The organism is Sphingobacterium sp. NGMCC 1.201703 (assembly GCF_047784615.1).
Classification (GTDB): Bacteria; Bacteroidota; Bacteroidia; order Sphingobacteriales; family Sphingobacteriaceae; genus Sphingobacterium.
Window position 1 is genome coordinate 153,402 of record NZ_JBLOHD010000007.1, and the last position, 19,543, is coordinate 172,944.

The 19,543-nt window shown below is 40.0% G+C and carries 13 protein-coding genes and 1 pseudogene; 3 read left to right on the forward strand and 11 right to left on the reverse strand.

Annotated elements, in window-relative coordinates; genetic code table 11:
• Positions 1–185 precede the first annotated feature (185 nt).
• Positions 186–599 (forward strand): hypothetical protein, encoded by a 414-nt coding sequence (locus ACK8HY_RS16085; RefSeq protein WP_416134205.1) that lies wholly within the window; start codon positions 186–188, stop codon positions 597–599.
• A 71-nt stretch (positions 600–670) separates the two neighbouring features.
• On the opposite strand, the pseudogene ACK8HY_RS16090 reads toward ACK8HY_RS16085, so the two are convergent.
• Positions 671–965: pseudogene (locus tag ACK8HY_RS16090) on the reverse strand (S1 RNA-binding domain-containing protein); the annotation flags it as partial.
• 175 nt (positions 966–1,140) lie between these two features.
• Here ACK8HY_RS16090 and ACK8HY_RS16095 point away from each other — a divergent pair.
• Positions 1,141–2,727: a hypothetical protein gene (locus ACK8HY_RS16095; protein WP_416134206.1), complete on the forward strand. Its 1,587-nt coding sequence runs from the start codon at positions 1,141–1,143 to the stop codon at positions 2,725–2,727.
• Between the two features lie 223 nt (positions 2,728–2,950).
• Here the strand turns inward: ACK8HY_RS16095 and rnr are convergent, their stop codons facing one another.
• The 3 genes from rnr to fsa form a co-directional block, all read right to left on the reverse strand.
• Positions 2,951–5,083, reverse strand: a complete 2,133-nt coding sequence (rnr, locus tag ACK8HY_RS16100; RefSeq protein WP_416134207.1) for a ribonuclease R — start codon at positions 5,081–5,083, stop codon at positions 2,951–2,953.
• A 289-nt stretch (positions 5,084–5,372) separates the two neighbouring features.
• On the reverse strand, positions 5,373–5,801 hold the full coding sequence (locus ACK8HY_RS16105; RefSeq protein ID WP_416134208.1) for a Fur family transcriptional regulator: 429 nt from the start codon (positions 5,799–5,801) through the stop codon (positions 5,373–5,375).
• A 129-nt stretch (positions 5,802–5,930) separates the two neighbouring features.
• On the reverse strand, positions 5,931–6,590 hold the full coding sequence (fsa, locus tag ACK8HY_RS16110; protein ID WP_077437599.1) for a fructose-6-phosphate aldolase: 660 nt from the start codon (positions 6,588–6,590) through the stop codon (positions 5,931–5,933).
• A 180-nt stretch (positions 6,591–6,770) separates the two neighbouring features.
• Here fsa and ACK8HY_RS16115 point away from each other — a divergent pair, with 180 nt between their 5' ends.
• The gene (locus ACK8HY_RS16115) at positions 6,771–7,991 is read left to right on the forward strand and encodes an MFS transporter (RefSeq protein ID WP_416134209.1); all 1,221 of its coding nucleotides are present in this window, start codon (positions 6,771–6,773) and stop codon (positions 7,989–7,991) included.
• Positions 7,992–8,029: 38 nt separating this feature from the next.
• Here the strand turns inward: ACK8HY_RS16115 and ACK8HY_RS16120 are convergent, their stop codons facing one another.
• The 7 genes from ACK8HY_RS16120 to ACK8HY_RS16150 all read right to left on the reverse strand — a co-directional run bounded on the left by ACK8HY_RS16120 (position 8,030) and on the right by ACK8HY_RS16150 (position 19,369).
• Positions 8,030–8,485 carry an aspartyl protease family protein gene (locus ACK8HY_RS16120; protein ID WP_254846263.1) on the reverse strand — a complete coding sequence of 152 codons (456 nt, stop codon included), beginning with the start codon at positions 8,483–8,485 and terminating at the stop codon, positions 8,030–8,032.
• Between the two features lie 129 nt (positions 8,486–8,614).
• Entirely contained in the window at positions 8,615–9,553 is a 939-nt protein-coding gene (locus tag ACK8HY_RS16125; RefSeq protein WP_077437597.1) for a malate dehydrogenase, read from the reverse strand.
• Between the two features lie 358 nt (positions 9,554–9,911).
• Positions 9,912–10,382, reverse strand: a complete 471-nt coding sequence (locus ACK8HY_RS16130) for a hypothetical protein (RefSeq protein ID WP_077437596.1) — start codon at positions 10,380–10,382, stop codon at positions 9,912–9,914.
• Positions 10,383–10,731: 349 nt separating this feature from the next.
• Entirely contained in the window at positions 10,732–13,062 is a 2,331-nt protein-coding gene (locus ACK8HY_RS16135) for a BamA/TamA family outer membrane protein (protein WP_416134210.1), read from the reverse strand.
• A complete protein-coding gene (locus ACK8HY_RS16140; protein WP_416134211.1) occupies positions 13,028–18,313 on the reverse strand; it encodes a translocation/assembly module TamB domain-containing protein in 5,286 nt (1,761 codons plus the stop codon). Before ACK8HY_RS16140 ends, ACK8HY_RS16135 begins: the two co-directional genes overlap by 35 nt.
• Before the next feature lie 317 nt (positions 18,314–18,630).
• Positions 18,631–19,005, reverse strand: a complete 375-nt coding sequence (locus ACK8HY_RS16145; protein WP_416134212.1) for a MauE/DoxX family redox-associated membrane protein — start codon at positions 19,003–19,005, stop codon at positions 18,631–18,633.
• Positions 19,006–19,027: 22 nt separating this feature from the next.
• Entirely contained in the window at positions 19,028–19,369 is a 342-nt protein-coding gene (locus ACK8HY_RS16150) for a DUF4342 domain-containing protein (protein ID WP_416134213.1), read from the reverse strand.
• Positions 19,370–19,543: the final 174 nt, after the last annotated feature.

Sequence of the window (19,543 nt, forward strand, 5' to 3'; positions counted from 1 at the left end):
TGTGTAACTCGTAAAAATCTTTATTGTCTTGAATACTAGTTACTCTATGTTTTTTGGTAAAAATATTCTTCTACTGGTTTCTGAGTATATTTACTTTTTTGCGTGTTTATGCTTCTTTTTGGCAAGAGGTTTGTCAAATACGAACAGATAATTAAAAGTAAAAATAAATTAAAAGAATTCAGATTATGAAAATGAAATTGATGTATGCAATCGTATTGGCGCTAGTGACCTTCGCTTTTGTGGGATGTTCTAAGGATAAAGATGAGCCTATTCAAACAGGTGGAAGTATCGATGCAGCTGTAGGTACTTACAAGGGTAGTTTGGATTTATCAAATACAAACGGACCTATGTTTGATAAAATTTTAACGGTTACAAAAGTATCTGACAATACACTCAAAGTTGAGATTGGAGATAAAGCATTAAAGATTCCGGCAAAAGAGTTCAAGGTTGTCAATAACATGAATATATCGATTCAAACATCAGGCGTTTCTCCCGAAGGAAAATTCTTGTTTGACGTGAAAAATAAAACTCTTCTTTGCCAGGGGGAGAAGACGAGTGCAACTGAAGTTTTTTATACTTTTGAAGGAACTAAGCAATAGTTTTCCTTCGATACAAGAGTAATAAAGCCCCGTATCGGTATTCCTGATACAGGGCTTTAAATCTGACTGTACTAAGACAACAACATAAAATCAATCTGCCGTTTATCCAGATCAACTTTCTTCACACGGATCTGGACCTCATCACCCAGCTGAAATTTCTTTTTCTTCCGCTGGGCAATAATTACATAGTTCTTCTCATCCAGTACATAGAAATCATCCGTGGTATCACGTAAACGTACCATGCCCTCACATTTGTTTTCTTCAATTCTCCATAAACATACTCCATTCAGTCACACCAAAGATAATACTAGTATATTCTGTATCGATCTGCTCCTGCTGGCATTCCGCCTGTTTGTATTTGATGGATACATCGTTATATCCAAATCCTAGACCTATTATAATAAATCAAATTAGGATCAATCTACTGGTTTTTGAGTATTTTGGATATTTTCTTGTTTTATTTTTCCCTTTAGCGGGAAATTATGTATATTGAATAAAAAAATTAGTGAAAAGAATAAATTAAAATGTTTAAAAGAAAATTATGAAAAGAGAATTTATTGCTATCGCTGTGTTTTCGATATGCCTGCTTTCTTGTGCAAAGGACGAAATAAAATCGTCTAAAATCGATCAGGTAGAAAGTTTTGCTAATGAAAATATAGAAAAGGAGAAGTTCGCGATTATTTTGTCTAAGGCTGTTAGTTCAAATCAGTCAATGAGAAACTTTATTCAAGAAGAGGCCCTTAAAATGATGGATAACGATTATGATGTTTTCTATCCTTTTATAAAGGATGAAATTCTGGATAATAATCTAAGTTTTCGGGATAACTTATTAAAAGTTACAGATCAAGAAACATTAAATAGGATTGAAAGCCAGTTACCTTTGTTGACTATCTATGTACCTACTCTTCCAAGTGGTTTTTCTCCTGAAACTTGGCGTTCTAAGAGTGAAATTCCAGCAGTGGTCGCGGAAGGAAATTATAAAAATAATGAACTGGCATTTTTCCAAAACGGAGAAGAGAAGATAAAAATAAAAGCTAACCAAATACCGGGTTTTCCAACGTTGGTTGTAAAAAATAATGAGAGGATTGTAGTAAAGAATAAAGCATTGCTAGCAAGTTCTGGATCAAGTCAAAATGTTAAACGTAATTATCAATTTATATCCAGTGAGTTTGAAAATAAAGGGATTTGGAGCGGAGTAGCTAAAGCAGCTAATAAAAGAGATTTGAATATTTCAAAAAAGGCCAATTCCACTTCATTGACCGGTGTGACATGGGGGCCGCGATTGACATCAATTGGACTTACTACCGATGAATTGAATGCTTCCGGTCTTGCCGACATAATGGTTTCAAAAGGTGCTGTTGGTAATGACAAAGGAGCGGACAATTGGCAGAGGGATTTTGTATATTATTCTCTAACACCTTCTAACACAACAGGTAAGCTCAGGACCAATTTTAAAGAGTTTATTCATTATATTTCAATCTCTGAATCTGGTTTTAATTTAATGACAAATACAAATTCTGATCCAGATGATCCTATTTTGACTCGAACAAAAGTTGGTTCGCCTAATTTTTGGTCAGATGGGTATTTTGAATTAAGATTTGATGTTGTATCTAATGCGAAAGATGGTGTGGGAGAGCGTTTTATGGATGTAAGATCTATTAAACCACAAGATTTATTTGACATAGAATATGCGTTAGTAGCAGGATCAGTCTATGATATAAAAAAAATAGTGCCAAAATTTGCCAAAGTTGATATTCCGTTGCAAGCATGGGACTTAGCAAATTTAACCTATGGTTGGAAAATTTCGGTTTCGGAGCTAGATCAAGCTAGTTCGTCAACTGTCAGTACTACAAACACATCAAAGTTTGCAACAAATTTTGGCCTCGACAAAACAAAAATTGGACTAAAATTTGGGATAAGTGCAGAAATAAGCTCTTCGAAAACACATTCATACACGGTACAAAATGTAACCGATGAATTGGGGGATGTTTTAGTGTATTTCGGTGATCATGTTTATGATAAAATGGAACCTGTTTATGCTAATGGGCTGATAAATATTTATTATTATTTTAATACCTCATATAATTCAAATATTTCGTTACTCGTTGCTCCTAAAAGAATTAATTAATAATTTTGATGTTTTATATTTACGATTTTGTCTTGTAGTTTCTGCTGAAAAGATCTAAAAAAATAATTGTATTTGCACTCAATAAACTTAGTCGTAAATTTTTGTAAAGTTATTTTTAGGGATATTCAGTGTAAAGTTTTAGTTGTATAAGCCCCTTATTAAATATAAAGCCGGACGTATTGTGCCGGCTTTTTTATAATATACAAATTACATTGAGGTCCGCTTACGACAACAACGTAAAATCAATTTGCCGTTTATCCAGATCCACTTTCTTCACCCGGATCTGTACCTCATCGCCCAACTGGAATTTCTTTTTCTTCCGTTGGCCAATAATTGCATAGTTCTTCTCATCCAGTACATAGAAATCATCCGTGATATCGCGCAAGCGTACCATGCCCTCACACTTGTTTTCTTCAATTTCCACATACATACCCCATTCAGTTACACCCGAGACAATACCAGTGTATTCTGTACCGATCTGATCCTGTAGGTATTCTGCTTGTTTGTATTTGATGGATGCACGTTCTGCCTCAGCAGCCTTTTTCTCCATCTGCGAGGAGTGCTCCGCCATCTTCTCGTAGTGCTCGGCATTGACCTTAGTGCCTCCATCCAGGTAGAATTGCAAAAGACGGTGTACCATCACATCCGGATACCGGCGGATCGGGGAGGTAAAGTGGGTATAATAGTCAAATGCCAAGCCATAATGGCTTGTTTTCTTAGTCGTATAGATGGCTTTGGCCATTGAACGTACTGCCAAAGAGGTCAGCATATTCTGTTCCTTACTGCCTTCGATCTTGGTCATTATCGCATTGAGGGATTTCGCTGTTTCTTTGTCTGTTTTAATGGTCAACTTATGGCCAAAACGTGCCGCAAACTGCGAAAATGTAGTTAACGTCTCAGGGTTCGGAACATCGTGGTAACGGTATACAAAGGTTAGTTTGTTTTTGCCACGCCCTTGTTTACCGATATATTCAGCTACCTTACGATTTGCCAACAACATAAAATCTTCGATCAGCTTGTGGGCATCTTTACGTATTTTGGTATAGACCCCCGTAGGTTTGCCGTTTTCATCCAGGGTGAATTTAACCTCTTCACTTTCAAAAGCAATAGCACCATTTTTAAACTTACGCTCGCGAAGGATATAAGCAAGTTCATTCAATTTTAGGATTTCATGACTGAAATCACCGGATTTGGTCTCGATGACTTCCTGCGCCTCCTCGTAGCTAAACCGTCTGTCCGAATGGATAATCGTACGGCCAAACCATTGCTCATGGATATTGGCTTTTTCATCCATTTCGAATACCGCCGAAAAACAAAGTTTATCTTCATGTGGACGCAATGAACACACGCCATTGGACAAACGCTCTGGAAGCATCGGAATAACGCGGTCAACCAGATAGACTGATGTCGCCCGGTTGAAAGCTTCTTTATCCAGCTCTGTATCCGGAATCACAAAATGAGACACATCGGCAATGTGTACACCGATCTCATAATTACCGTTCTCCAATTTTTGGAAAGATAGGGCATCGTCAAAATCTTTGGCATCTGCAGGGTCAATCGTAAATGTGGGGACGGTTCTGAAATCACGTCTTTTGGCGATCTCCTCCTTGCTGATTTTCTCCGTGATTTTATTGGCCTCAGCTTCTACTTTCTTTGGGAATTCCAATGGAAAGCCATAGTCAGCCAAGATTGCATTCATCTCAGTATTGTTTTCACCCTTGGTGCCCAGTACATGTTTGACTGTTCCCACAGGATTCTTACTGCCACTTGGCCAGTCGATGATTGAAACCACGACTTTCTCTTTATCTTTGGCACCATTTAGGTTGTCCAGTGGAATAAAGATGTCGTGCAACATCTTGCGGTCATCGGCAATAAAAAATGCGAAATTATTTGAAATGCTGATCGTTCCGGTAAAGTCGGTTTTGGCACGTTGAAGGATTTCAACAACTTCACCTTCTTTTTTGCGGCCACCTTTTCTCTTTTCGAAAGTGTGTACTTTAACAATATCTCCGTGTAGGGCCTGCCTGAGTTTTCGGGGCGCAACATAGATGTCGTTTTCAAATTCATCATCCGGAATAATATAGGCGGAACCATCTGCAGTCATATCCACCTTTCCGGTGACATACACTTTGATCTGCTTGAGGTTAAATTTTCCGCGCTCTACTTCCACAAAAAGCCCGCTTCGCACATTGTCCTGTAAAATATCAGCAATGGCAACTTTGGAATCGTTGTCCGTCAGGTTCAATTTGGAAGAAACTTGTTTATAGTTGAGCGGCTTGTTTCCTGATTTCTCGAAAATATCGATAATCAGTTGTGTTAATACCTCTTTATAGGGATTTTCTTTTCTTGTCTTCATTCGTGTTATTATTTACTCATCTGTGTTCGCAATCAGGGTCATTTGAATGATAGCTGCTGTGCTGAGCCTGCATTACGAACTAGTAGGTCCATTTTTTACTGGGATATTAAACCTGTATATACAATAAACCGACAATTTGCGTAATCTTTATCCGCAGATTCGCTGTTTGATACAAGGTACGAAAAAAACAACATTCAGCTGTACAATAGCTGGTCGAATTGGAGCTAATCCGATTCCCATACTATAGACAGATCAAGGGAGAAATTGTTTTGAAGCTGTATGTTGCGATTTATTTTTTACAATGATTACATACGCCGAGTGCGTTTACGGCAATCGCCTCGAGACTAAACCCCGCCGGAATAGCCACTTTGGGCAATGTAATTTCATCCAGACAATAGACCGAGTTGCACACCCGACAGATGAAATGTACATGTTGGTCATGATGGTCGTGTTCAGAGCAGTTGGTGGAACACATAGCATAGGTAGCGGTTCCGTGCAGATCAAAGATCTTGTGGATAATACCTTTTTCCTCAAAACTGGCCAATACACGATACAATGTCACACGGTCGATATCCTTACCCAATAATTTCTCCAGTTCTGGCTGGGAAATGGCCGAATCTTTCGTTGAAATAATTTCGAGTACCTTTAAACGAGGTTGGGTAACTTTTAAACTATTTCGTTTCAGAATTTCTGGATATACGGTATTGGATTGTTCCATGGACTTCTTCGTTAAACCTTAGATCAACTACAAAAATAAGCAATTTATCCACATAAGAAAACCGATAAGGTTAAGATTATTGTCATCTTCCCCTTATCGGTTTGAACCTATATCTAAATATAGTCTATTTTATTTACCCGCAGCTTTCGCGTGGTCAGCTAAAAATGTTGCTAAACCGCTATCGGTCAATGGGTGTTTTAATAAGGATAAAATTGCTGATAATGGACCTGTCATTACATCCGCACCGATTTTAGCACAACCCAAGATGTGTGCGCTATGGCGTACGGAAGCAGCTAAGATCTGTGTTGGGTATTGATAATTATCATAAATCAAACGGATATCTTCGATTAACGCCAATCCGTCTGTAGAAATATCATCCAAACGGCCGATAAAAGGAGATACATAGGTCGCACCAGCTTTTGCAGCCAATAAAGCTTGACCAGCAGAGAATACCAATGTACAGTTTGTTTTAATACCTTTTTTGCTGAAATATTTGATTGCTTTCACGCCATCTTTGATCATAGGAACTTTTACCACGATTTTGCTGTCCAGAGCAGCCAATGCTTCGCCTTCTTTGATCATTTCTTCATAAGTTGTAGAAATAACCTCAGCGCTCACATCGCCGTCAACAATTGCACAGATTGCTTTGTAGTGGTTGATTACGTTCTCATCACCGCTGATACCCTCTTTAGCCATTAAACTTGGATTGGTTGTTACACCGTCTAATACGCCTAAGTCCTGGGCTTCCTTAATTTGCTCTAGGTTCGCTGTGTCAATAAAAAATTTCATTGTGTATGTTATTGAATGATAATTATTTGATTATTTTAATGTTCAAAATAATAAGCGCAAAGTTATTGATTATATTCCAGTATTACACATCTATTTCGATGAATTAAATCATTATTTTTCTAAAATAGAATCTCTTACCGTTCTTTTTTGTTATACTTTTATAGTCTATCTTTATAATATATGCAGGTTTTTAGGGCGCTCCATTATAGAAATTTCCGTTTACATGTAATAGGCCAGGCAATTTCCCTGATGGGAACTTGGATGCAGCGGATAGCAATCAGCTGGCTGGTCTATGAACTGACAGGTTCCGTCTTTTGGTTGGGTTTTGTTCAGTTTATTTCCTTATTGCCCTCCTTGGTTTTGTCTCCATTTATCGGAAGTTTTGTTGATAAGCATAAGAAGTATAAGTTGGTGTTATTGACGCAGATCGGCCTGATGATACAGGCGGGTATGCTGACCATGGTGGTTTACCTCAAGTGGGAGAGTGTGCTGTGGCTTTCAGCCCTGGGTTTGATACAAGGGGTCATCAATTCCTTTGATGTGCTCGGTCGACAGTCTTTGATGATGTATCTGGTAGGCGACCGTAAGGATCTGCCAAACGCTATTGCGCTCAATTCGACCATCTTTAACGGAGCCCGCATGCTTGGCCCCGCCATTGGCGGGATTTTACTCAGTAGCTATGGTGAATTGGTCTGTTTTGCTCTGAATTTTATCAGTTTCGTACCTGTCATTATTACGCTGCTGATGATGCGGGTAGATGAAACCCATGTGCAGCTAAGCAAAGGGAGCAACTGGGAGGGATTGGTCGAAGGATTTCGCTATCTCAAACGTTCGCCGCATATCTCTTCTTTGATTATTATTATGACCTTTTCCAGTTTGATCGTCATTCCTTACACTTCACTTTTGCCCGCCATCGCAAAAGAAATGTTTCATGGAGATGAGCGTATATTTTCCTGGTTTGAAAGTGCTGCCGGATTGGGGGCCATGATCGGTGCATTTAATATGGCGCGACTGAAATCAGGAACGAATCTACGCTATCAGGTGATGGGAGCTGCAGCGCTGATGGGGCTAGCGCTTCTTTTCTTAGCGCATTCAAGTATGTTACAGATGGCTTTGGTCTATGTGATGTTAGTGTCCTTTGCTATGATGATGCAGAATTCCAGTATCAATACCTATATCCAGACACACGCCATACCCATATATCGAGCTAGGGCTATTTCATATTATGTCATGGCTTTTCAGGGTATATTTCCAATAGGAACACTCATGATCGGTTCCTTAGCTAGCTACTGTGGGCTCCGGACAACCTTATATCTAATGGGGGGGCTGGGAATAGTCATTGCTTTGCTCTATTATACCTATCTACGGATGCATATTCATAAGCGGCTTTTTCGATTTTAGTATAGAGTAGTTAGATTTTAGGAGTACGAGCCGAGGGCTTACTTACTTTTGATTTTTCGGTCCCGCAGGCGTAATGTTTGTTTTGCGTAATCAATAACAGCCCCATAATCGGCGAAAATATCACCACCCAATACGCCGATCACAGGATCCAGATCCATTTGTTGATAGGCGTAATTGATCGAACTTAGATCAAGTACCGCGGTTTTCAATTTACGGATGTGCCAGGTACCGATTGTCAAACTGGGAATTTCCATGTTAAAGCTTTCCATCGAGTTGGTCCCAAGACCTGTAGATAAGGTTTCTGAGGGTTCCAACAGCAATTGATCTTCCAAAAGATGTCCCAGTTGGGTTTTGTCAAATACGGTTTTAGACGCTCCTGTATCGATGACCATTTTAAAGCTGCGTTCGTATAATGTCACATCTACCAGAATATGTGTTCCTTGTCCCTGAAGATCTAATATTTGAAAAGGTACTGTTGTCATATTCCCAAACATAGCCAAAAATTTAATTAAAAAAGAAGGTTGGCGGCGGCTTATCCTCCTGCAAACGTAAAATCTTTTCTACAACATGAAAAAAGGCTGTTATTACAAATAACAGCCTCTTCTCGCACTTGTTTATGTTGATTACAATACCTTTATCTCTTTCAATACATTATTCATGGCGCGCACGGCATCGGCACTTTTGCTGAACTTCTCCTTGTCTTCCTCATCCAGTTGTAAGGGAATAATGCGATCCCAACCTTTTTTGTTAATAACTACGGGCACACCGAGATTAATGTCCTCCTGACCAAATTCACCTTCGAGATATACTGAAGCGGTAAATAATTTACCTTGGTCACGGACTATACTTTCTACCACCGCGGCTGTAGCAGCACCGGGAGCATACCAAGCCGACGTACCGATCAGGCTCGTTAATGTCGCGCCACCCACCATCGTCTTTTGGACTATCTCCGCCTGCTCTTCGGCCGTAAGAAAATTACTGACCGGAATGCTGTTCCACGTGGAGTGCTTGATCAGCGGGATCATGGTTGTATCACCGTGACCACCAATGACAATGGCATTGAGATCAGCTGCCGAAGCATTTAATTTTTCACTCAATTGATATTTAAAGCGGGCTGAATCCAATGTGCCGCCCATTCCGATAATCCTATTTTTAGGCAAGCCGCTCGATTTGAGTGCAAGGTAGGTCATGGTATCCATCGGGTTGGAAACAATGACAATAATGATATCCGGAGAGTGTTTAACCAAATTCTCTACAACTGATTTGACAATATTTGCATTTGTCCCGATCAATTCCTCCCGCGTCATTCCCGGTTTACGCGGAATCCCCGAGGTGATAACCGCAACAGTAGAGCCGGCTGTAGATAGATAGTCATTGGTAACACCCTTTATTTTGGATTCAAAACCCAATAAAGCTGCTGTTTGGGCCATATCTTGCGCTTTCCCTTCTGCAAACCCTTCCTTGATATCCAATAACACAATCTCCTCAGCGACATTTCGACGGATTAAATTGTCAGCTGTAGTTGCGCCTACAGCTCCTGCACCAACAATAGTTACTTTCATATGTAAATTATTTGTTTATTCATGAGCTAATTTCTCCTGCTAAAACATTCATATCGCTTTCGGCAGTGTTTATGGCCGTATGGAATATCCAGTCTATTTTCACGAATGCTTGTGCTATTTTTAGACATGGATATTTCATGAGCATGTATGTGAATGAGTAAATATTGCTTGAATTTAACGAATTATTGTCAGTAAATCAATCAATTTCACTGGAATAACTTGTTTTTTTAGGAAGATAAATGCGGGGTAAGGACTGATTGTGCTATTTTCTATGCTTGTTATACAAGATGGTTAATTGATAGGTATCTTGCAAGTGCAAAATTCACCTGCAAGATACCCCGGACACTTGGACCTATGCTTACTTTGCAGGAACTTCGATCTCGATTGTTCCCTCTTCCAATGACAGGATGTTTTTGCCTTGTAGGCTACCTGTTTTCTTTAAATTTTCGAAGAATTCTTCTGTAGTTCCTGCATGGGCAACTTGGATAGTTGACTTGTCTTTTTTAAATTTTAGGTTTGCGCCTTTTACGCCTTTGCATGAAGCTATGTTGTCCTTAAATTTATCAACATCGTCATAGGATGCTATTCCTACGACATGTATGGTAGTTGCAGGAGACATGGAACTATCGGCCTCTTTTTTGTCTTTTTTCTTGAATAGACCACCAATTGTTTTAAGTGTCTTGCCAGCTCTGTTTACTGTTTCCGCTGCACCTTCAGCCGTATTTAGCGCATAGTCTACCTTGGACTGCGCTAATGCATTGTGGCCTGTGGAGATTGTGATAAATACAATTCCCAATAGTCCACAAATCTTCATGATGTTTGATTTCATAATTTTTTTGAATTTTAAATTGTTATTCATTTAACATGTGTATAATATTCTTTGATCTGCTTTGAGAGATAAAGTTATGGCGACTAATGCTCAAAAGCGCTCCACCTTATAAGGTGGTCGCTTTTTGGAGATCGCTGACCGGATTAGACTTTAAGAAAAGAAAGCGAAATGAACTATAAAAAGAATGAGCCCGATAAAATATCGAGCTCATTGTATTGATTATATTCTTGAAGTTGTTCACCTTATAAAAGGCTCTTCATGTCGAAAAAGCCACTTGATCTACTGAATCTTCCGTCATAGACTGATTTTCGGGCATAGCGTAGGTTGTCCGTACGGTCCGATATGGAAACTAGAATGGATAACCGATTGCCAGATTGAACATCAGGTTATCTTTGCGCCATTGCGAACTGCCAAAATCGATGTCCTTAAATACCCAGCGTTCTCCTTTAGGTAAATATGGGATACGGAATGGAATCGAAAAATCCGTTCGGATGATCAGGAAGGTAAAGTCGAAGCGCAAGCCGGCACCACCACCCACCGCGAGTTCATTCAAAAAGTTTTTGCTGAATTTAGCACCAGGTTTGTTCACATCTTCCCGTTGCAACCAAACGTTACCGGCATCAATAAATGCTGCCCAATGAACAAACCCAGCCAGTTTTGAACGATACTCTGTGTTGAACTCCAACTTGATGTCACCAGTCTGATCGGCATAGAATAGTCCATTGCTCAATTTCTCTGGAGCCACTGTCCCAGGGCCGATTGCACGGGCACCAAAGGCCCGGATACTGTTTGGTCCACCGACATAATACTGTTTCAAATAGGGTAGGGAACGCGAGTTACCATAGGAATAGCTCAATCCGAGACTTACTCTAGATGCCAATTGCGAATTCTCGGATAATTTCAGGTAATGCCTACCGTCACCGCTTAGTTTAATATATTGGGAGAAGTAGGCGTCGAATAATTTGAAAGTCTTGCCTTTATTGAAATCGGCTCCTTTGATTAAGCCAAGGATATTACCCGAAAGATCCAAATTGCCTTTGAAATAGAACGTGTTCTTCAAATGTTGCTTCATCGTATTCTGGAACGTGAAGTTATAGTTGGGGCCAATCGTAAACTGAGGGTCGATCGCATGTCGTAACGCTGGAATGGTATCCATCTGCTTTTGGTAATTTTCCGAAATGCCTTTAGGCTGCACATAGGTAATTTCCAGCAAGGCAAGATCATGTTGTTTTTCTTCAGACTCTTGCCAGATATAACCATAATCCAATGCAATTGAATTCAAGGTATAGGCTTTACGACGGTTTAAGAATTCATAACGCCCTTTTACATAGGTTTTGGGAATAAAACGACGGGAAGGATCAATGCTTCCGAAAGGACTAAGGATACGTGGAAAAGTCAATGTCGCTTCTGCACCATAACGGTAATAACTCGAATTTAGATCTGCATTTCCTCCAGTCTGGGTCTCATAACCTCCAAAGACATTAAAGCTCAATTGCTCCGCACCCTTAAATGCATTACGCAGTGTCCAGTTGACATTGACCTCCGTACCGTTGTACACAGAAGCCATTTTTCCCAGTAGCTCTACCCGGAGGGACTTCTTCGGCAGCGGTGTTAGGTAATAATAGACATCAAGTGCGTTTGGCACCTCTTTGCTATCCACAAAATTGTTTTTAACAAATTTCCAGCTGTTCAGGTTGACCAAATGGCTGATCGTCTGGTTGTGCGCCGTACGGTTGTACGTATCTCCGGGATGAAAAAAGATATGCTTGGCGATAACAGGTTTCCGAAAAGTGCGCCTGCGGTCAATAAAATAATAACTGCTATCGTACAGCTCGGCATTTCGGGTCGATCGTTGATAACCGGAACTGGTCTCCGTGTAGTTCGGAAAAATATAGATCTTATTGATTTTTGAGGGTGTCTTCGCTTGGACTGGCGTTTCCTTTTTTACCGTCACATACATGTCGACCCTGTTATTGCGGTGCGAACTGTCTACTTGTACAAGGATATAATCAGGACTGAAGTAGTAATACCCTTTGTTTTTAAGATCAACGTCTATGCGGTCACGCTCATTCAAGATGACGTCCAAACTGTAATTTTTTCCTGCTTGAAGCAAACTTTTGTCGGATGATGAACGAATATCCCGCCCCAGTTGTGTGGTGCTGTCAACATCAAACTTGACCGATCTGATCCGGTAGATCAGGTTCGGTTTGGCGGTGTAGTTTACAGTTGCCTTTTTTTCCTCAACCAGTGTATCGGATGTTACCTCCGCATTAAAAAAACCGATATTCTCCATGCGGTTACGCAACAGGTTTTCATTGTACTCGCGATTCACGTCACTCAACAAGACAGGTTCTTCGCCAATTTTCTTGAAGAATTTTTTGATAATATTTTTATTGGCGGAATCACCGGCCATATTATTAAAATATAGCTTAAACGGTACACCTGCCAGACGTTTATTGGGTTTAGGCATCAGTGATGACTGGAGATAGGTTGACAGTTTTTCCTTATTCTCCTTGGAAATTGTATCCGAATCTATGATCACATTACCCTTGACGTATAGACTTTCACCTTCTTTCAGATTCTTGGTGGAAGAACAGGACGCGATAATCGTCGTTAATGTCAATATTCCAATGGCAGATCTCACTTTAGCCCACATGATAACTCCTTTCCTCATCTTCATTTTTAATTGCAGTCGTTTTTATCGTATCCAAATTCGTTTTGGGACTCGGCTGTTTTGGCTGACTTTTGCTCGAATCCAATTGTTGTTTACGTTTTTCCTTTTCGCGTTCTTCAATACGTTTTCTATATTCCGGACTATGCAGCATCAAACTATCTCTGATGACAGTTCTTACGCTATCCCGATAAACCGAATCCGTTTCCATACGTTCCACATTGAAACGTTTTCTGAAGCCTTTACTATCCGTATCATAATACTCTTTGAGTTTTTTTGAACTCATCCAGATTTCTTTAAATTTATTATAATCCATATTGATGATAAAGCCGATACCAGTCTCGACATATTGTCCCTGAAGCGTTACCTGATATTGGTTTTTGCGATAGACGCGGGCAAAATAACGGCCATCTTGGGATAATTGATAATCCAATTGGATATCACCGGCAATATTATTGGCGGTTTCACCCGGTCTGGTATTACCTTCCACCTCAAAATTGGAACCTACCGTGATTTTCAGACGATCATTCAGCAGCATTTTGGATACGCCGATATTTAAATCGGTCCGTGTTTGTCCAGCACCGGTTGCATAATCCTGTTCAGATGTGAGGTTGAAATCCAGCTCTACACCAGTGATCAATTCCGAAGCCAAGCGGTTCAACTGTCCACTAAGGAATGAACTGATGCTATTCCGGACGATAGCCTCGGTACCACCACCGCCAGATAAACTTTCAAATGGGTTGGTCGACATAAATCTTCCCAATACAATAAGTGAGAATACTTGTTTATTGAGCTCCGATGGGTTTTCACGGAGGGTAGTCAAGGCATTGTTGACTTTGCTGACCACATCCTGGGACACAATAGAGTTATTCTCATCCAGATCAATATCAAAACCCAATTGTGGCTGGAAGAGTTTGTCGGTGATTTTTAGCAACACATTGAATGGTACGCGTTGTTTATACAGGTTTGCGTTTTCAGATCCCAATTGTGTGGCGACCAGCTCTAAGGTAGGTGCTTTGGTCGTATAGGCTGCTGTAATATTGAGCCGCGCATCCAATGGGTCCCCGTTCCACGTGATCGTACTTCCTTTTTGGAAGGTAAAATCTTTTTTAACCGGGCCAAAGCTAAAGGAGTAGCTTCCTTTGTCTACGGTAAATGTGCCGGACAAGGTAATTTTACTGCTGGCATCTATACCTGCATTTAATTCCGCCTGACCCTGGATATTCAGGGCATCCTGTGAACCCGCATCCAAGAGAATCTTAAACTTTGCTTCCTTATCTGTCTGTAGGTTCAGATCCACATCCATTCCGGTCAATTTGGTAACAGTCATCGAATCCAATTTCGCAAATACATTCGCACGCGCGGTGTCACTCTTATCAACAAATTCGACCACTCCTTTACGGTCAGCCATGCCCGGATTTTCATTTGGCATGACAAAGGTAAAATCAGTATCACCTAGGACTTTAATTGTTCCATCTACAGCTGGTTTGTCCAGATTTCCTCTGATCCTGAGGTTGGATGTCAGATACATCTTCCCATAGAACATATCATTGTCTGTCTGGGTTGAGTTCAATACCTCAAAATTGTCCGTATTGACATTGAAATTAAAATCAAAATCAGTGTAGGTTTTGGTATCTATCGAACCCGTAACTTTGGCAATATTTCCTTTCTTATCCTCCAATGCAAATTTCGTGAAACTGATTCCGCTATTATCAAAATGGACAGTCTCATCTTTTGCTTTGAAAAGAGCGTTCAACATCGCAATATTAAACTGGGCTTCTTTAAACCTGACATCACCATCGATCAGCGGTTTGGATGGTGAACCGGTAATTTTCAGTTGACCTTCAAGGTTTCCCTTTGAATCTTTCAGATAGCCCAAACTAAATGCCTGCACCGTCTGCATCGTCAACGGCTGGATATCCAATGTGAAGTCCAGGCTCGATTCGCCTTTCGGAGGACTGATAAAATCGCCACTTAAAACGACATTATTGCCATTTTCGCTAATACTGATCTGCGCATTATAGGTGTTTTCTTTTTCATTGTTGACTTTGATATTCACATTTCCGACAGTATCTTTTCCAACATAGAATTTATCGATGACCAGATCCGAAACAAATACCGGACTGCTTTCCAGACGTGATATTGTCGCCTGTCCATTGATACCACCACCCAGATCTACGATATCACTTTCCAGCATTTTACTTAAGGTTTCGATACGGAAGTTTTTAAAGGAAATATTTACCGGTGAATTCAATACGCTGTCCTGCGAAGATATATTCAGCTCCTGGCCTTTATTGCTCAGGACAAAATCTTTTGCCTGAATACCGGTGCTTCCAAATTTAAGTACGTTGGCAGGGTTTACATTCCACTTGTCATAGTTCAGCATTAAGCCGTCTTGATGGAGGCTGAAAACAAAAGCACCATTGTCTACCGCCATATCTCCGCCCAAATGGTACTGTTCTTTCTCTTTTTTATCTTTTATCCACAATCCAAAATCCAGATTATTCTGAATGACGGAACCACTAAACACAGTATTGATAAGCTCGATATTGTTGACCTTGATCTTATTGATCAGCGCCGAATAGTATAAGGTGCTATCCAGGGTATTTATATCCAGCGTCACGTTATTGATTTCTGTTCCGCTATAGATTATTTTTGGTGCATCCAGTTTGGCCAGTATTGTTTTGGTCTCACTATTAAACATCCCATCCAGTGTGATGTCTTTCATCTCTGTCAGTTCCGGAACAAAATCCTGAACAAACCTGGTCCGGGTCAGCTGCGCCGAAAATTCAATATTCTGGGGTTCATATTTAGGTACCTTAACAGGTTTTCCGGGTTGATAATAAACTTGCAGAATATCTTGAACAGCATTTTGTAATTCCAGAATCTTATACTTCCCGACCAAGTGGGCATTTAAAAAATCCGATTTTAAAAGCAGTAAATTTCTTGCGGTATCCGCTTTTGCTATCAATGATATACTATCCAGTGAATAATAGGCATCATTGTAGGCAATAGAAGAATTGGTAATATGCGCCTCCCCATTTAAAAAATTGGGATCTGCTGAAGTAAAATGTCCCACCATTTTACCATGGTATTTGAAATCGTCCTCCATCAGTTTCAGGTTTTTGAGATTGATGGTGTCCACCATCAATTCAAAATCCACCTGCGGATATTTAGATTTCATATTAGCGGTAGCATCCAGTTTTAGTTTAATATTGGGGTCAGGGCTCACAACAGAAGCTTTGATATCTCCTTTGTCTGCGGTTAGATTCATATCGATATTCTGATAACGATAACCTAAAGCGTCTACACGGTTTACTTTGCCGTCGAAATTGGCAACAAGCTTTTTGGGGTCTGTGCCATGCCCTTTTAATTTTCCTTCAAATGAAAGTATACCCAAAGTACTATCCATTTTCATGATCTTACCAATATCAAAATCACGGATGCTAACAAAAGCATCGTAAGTTGTATCCCTGCCCGCCATGCTCACTTTCCCATCAAATTTGGCTGTTCCCTTTTCAGTCACCAGGGAGAGGTTCGTGTCAAAAGCGGTCATGCCACCTTTAAAGGTTCCAGTTAATCCAATAGTATTCGGTAACTGGAGGCCTGTTGGTAACATACTTTTAGCGACCAGTTTTTCAATATCCGAGCGACCTGTCGTTAATTTTTTTAGATTGAGGTCCATGGACATCTTATCTACATTGGGTAAGCCCTTTAGTCGCAGGCTTGCGACAACTCTTGTATTGGATAAGGTCTGGAAATCGATATTGGGAATATTTAGGTCATTTAATTTCCCCACCACGCGACCGTCAATATTAAACTTCTTGTCCATCAGCGGTTTCATAACCTGCATCGTATCGAGGAACGGAGCAAAATAGTAAATGTCACGCATATCGACACGGCTCTTCTTGATTGTCGCATTGACATAGATAAGTTCAGGTTTCTTTGTAATAATATCCAATGAAGGATAGCTTACTTTGAGGTAATCCCGAATGAGTGTACGTGGAGTCTCCGCATAGAGGTTTTTAATTTCTGCCCCCGTATTGGTATATTTAAAGTCCCCTTTGAGCTGTTTGATCACGAGGCCCGAGTGATCGGATGCGGTCAGTTCATGCAATGACCCACTGATTGAGTCCGCGCTGTAGTATAAATCCGTTAAGTTCGTTTTTATTCCGGGAATCTTGATGTTGAAATAATCAAAACCTTTCATACGGGCTTGGTTGTCATCCCGGTAGGCTAGGCTTGTGTTGTTGATCCTGATATCTTTGGCAGAGACGACCCACTTGATTTTTGTCGTATCAGCAGTCGTGTTGTCCTTTGATGGAGTTTTCTTGGCTATTTTACCAAAAAGCACATCATTGTCGGAACCATCCAGTTGGATGGTTTGAATATCCACCAATTCCTCGTTTAAATCAATCTTGTTGATGTCTGCGCGGAGATTTTTAATATTAAACTTGGTTTTCAGTGCACTGGATTGATCCTCATAACGGACGAGGATATTGGCCAGATCGGCAATCTGTATCCCTACATCCGGCAGTAGGGTAGTTGTCTGTGCCGTTTTGTCTGTGATACCAAAATCTTTGACCGTTGGTGCCGTGCCATCCACGACTGGTCGCCACTGTTTTACCGTTGCATTTAACCCGTCTATTTTTACCTTCGGTAGATTGAAGGCCATGTTTTTGGTCAGGTCAAATTTCTTGATATTGGTGTTTAGTGTCCCCAAATAAACGTCAGCACTTGTTCCAATAACATCATCCGCATAAACGATATGAAATTTATCAAGCTTTACTTTATCGAGGTTGAACAATAGGGCAGAGGTCGTATCGGCAGTAGGCTTGCTCTCTTTTTCGGAGGCAAATGCTTTGACGATATAGTCAAAGTTAAAAGAACTGTCCGGTAGTGTTCTGCGGATTTTTGCCGTCATCCCTTTTGCTTCGATGCTCTGGATCTCTACCGTATTTTTCAATAACTTGAGCATATTGATATCGACGGCAATGCGCTGCCCAGCGACAAGGGTATCTTTACTCTGGTCTTCCAGATAAATATCCTGTAACACTAATTTTTTGGGAAAATCAATATTGATGTAACCGATTTTTACCGGTGTGCCTATCTTTCCTTCAACATAATGAGTTACTTTCCCAGCAATATAGTTCTGAACGGAGGGTATTCGGATTAAAAATACAATTAGAATAACCAATGCAATGATTACTCCAATAATCCACAATATTGTTTTGAAAGCAATTCGGGTAAATCTGTTCAACGTATAATTTGATTTAAGTATCTATTAATAAAAATTAAAACGGAAAAAAGTTTGCAAAGTTTTTCAGATATTAACTTATATCGCCGCCATTTCAGCAAACTAAAATAAATTTGCTTGTATATGCAAGTTTAATTTGTGCAACATATGTCGACAAATTTTAAACAATTTCCCACCCATCCCTAAAAACATTGTTATTGAAGGGATAATTTATAAAACACATCAAATAATTGACCAAACCATTTTTGGAGTATAAAGTTTTTTGTTTTTTAATTTTATGCTAACAAAGGCAAGCCATATCGATCAATTTGTCAAAGAAATTACTCCATTAGTTTTTTGTATTTTCCCCAATTTTCAAAGATCACCCACAACCAAATGATGAAAAGTACAGCCCAGATAATTAATCCAATTTGGCTATAAAAAATCATATTATGTGTGAAAATGCCGATTAGTATTGGAAAGATAACCAGTGCGCCTACTGTTCTGGTCTTCGGGAGAATGAACAACAAGCCACCGAGGATTTCAATGATTCCGACCAGTGGCATCAGCCATTTTATGGTGCCGAAAGCTTGAAATACCTTCTGCATATCCATATCCATGGGTGGAACAGGCATATAATGAAGGAGCTTATCCAGGCCAGCATTGATAAAAAGTAGGCCAAATAAAGCGCAAAGGATATTCTTAATGGTTTGCATAATCGTAGATTTTAAGGTCGAATTAATTGACAGTGATTGTTGTTGGCGGTTCTGCCGAATCATCCGGTTTTTCTGCCTCTTTCTTTTCGCTGTTTCGTTCCACCGTGATCGTACATTCGGTGAGCAAGGCTGCTACGGCACCTACGGCTGCAAATACAGGTGCTAAGATTAGACCGATTGCGCCAACGGTAACCGGAAAACTCATGATTTCTTTGCCATGTTTGTCTGAAATGCTGATTTTATTCACATTACCCTCTGCAATGATTTCTTTGATCTTTTGTAAAAGGTTTTCACCATTGATTTGAAATGTCTCCTTGAATCCCATATTGTTATAATTTAAGTTCGCTCTTATAAAGTTATTCATTTTTTTACAGGAATTCCTATAAAGTTAAAAATCGACAGTTGGCAGGGACACAAAATATTTATCATTCCATGGAATCAGATATGGATATGAAAGTGAAAAAAGAGAAACCTCACAAAAGTGAATACGCACCCCTTGATATTTGGAGCGTGTATGAGAAGTATGAATAGGTTTTAA

Excerpts from the sequence above, each read along its gene's own strand:
- fsa (WP_077437599.1), bottom strand. The coding sequence starts at position 6,590 with ATGAAATTTTTTATTGACACAGCGAACCTAGAGCAAATTAAGGAAGCC.
- ACK8HY_RS16150 (WP_416134213.1), bottom strand. The coding sequence starts at position 19,369 with ATGAATAACTTTATAAGAGCGAACTTAAATTATAACAATATGGGATTC.
- ACK8HY_RS16120 (WP_254846263.1), bottom strand. The coding sequence starts at position 8,485 with ATGTTTGGGAATATGACAACAGTACCTTTTCAAATATTAGATCTTCAG.
- ACK8HY_RS16105 (WP_416134208.1), bottom strand. The coding sequence starts at position 5,801 with ATGGAACAATCCAATACCGTATATCCAGAAATTCTGAAACGAAATAGT.
- ACK8HY_RS16095 (WP_416134206.1), top strand. The coding sequence starts at position 1,141 with ATGAAAAGAGAATTTATTGCTATCGCTGTGTTTTCGATATGCCTGCTT.
- ACK8HY_RS16115 (WP_416134209.1), top strand. The coding sequence starts at position 6,771 with ATGCAGGTTTTTAGGGCGCTCCATTATAGAAATTTCCGTTTACATGTA.
- rnr (WP_416134207.1), bottom strand. The coding sequence starts at position 5,083 with ATGAAGACAAGAAAAGAAAATCCCTATAAAGAGGTATTAACACAACTG.
- ACK8HY_RS16125 (WP_077437597.1), bottom strand. The coding sequence starts at position 9,553 with ATGAAAGTAACTATTGTTGGTGCAGGAGCTGTAGGCGCAACTACAGCT.
- ACK8HY_RS16130 (WP_077437596.1), bottom strand. The coding sequence starts at position 10,382 with ATGAAATCAAACATCATGAAGATTTGTGGACTATTGGGAATTGTATTT.
- ACK8HY_RS16135 (WP_416134210.1), bottom strand. The coding sequence starts at position 13,062 with ATGAAGATGAGGAAAGGAGTTATCATGTGGGCTAAAGTGAGATCTGCC.
- ACK8HY_RS16145 (WP_416134212.1), bottom strand. The coding sequence starts at position 19,005 with ATGCAAACCATTAAGAATATCCTTTGCGCTTTATTTGGCCTACTTTTT.
- ACK8HY_RS16085 (WP_416134205.1), top strand. The coding sequence starts at position 186 with ATGAAAATGAAATTGATGTATGCAATCGTATTGGCGCTAGTGACCTTC.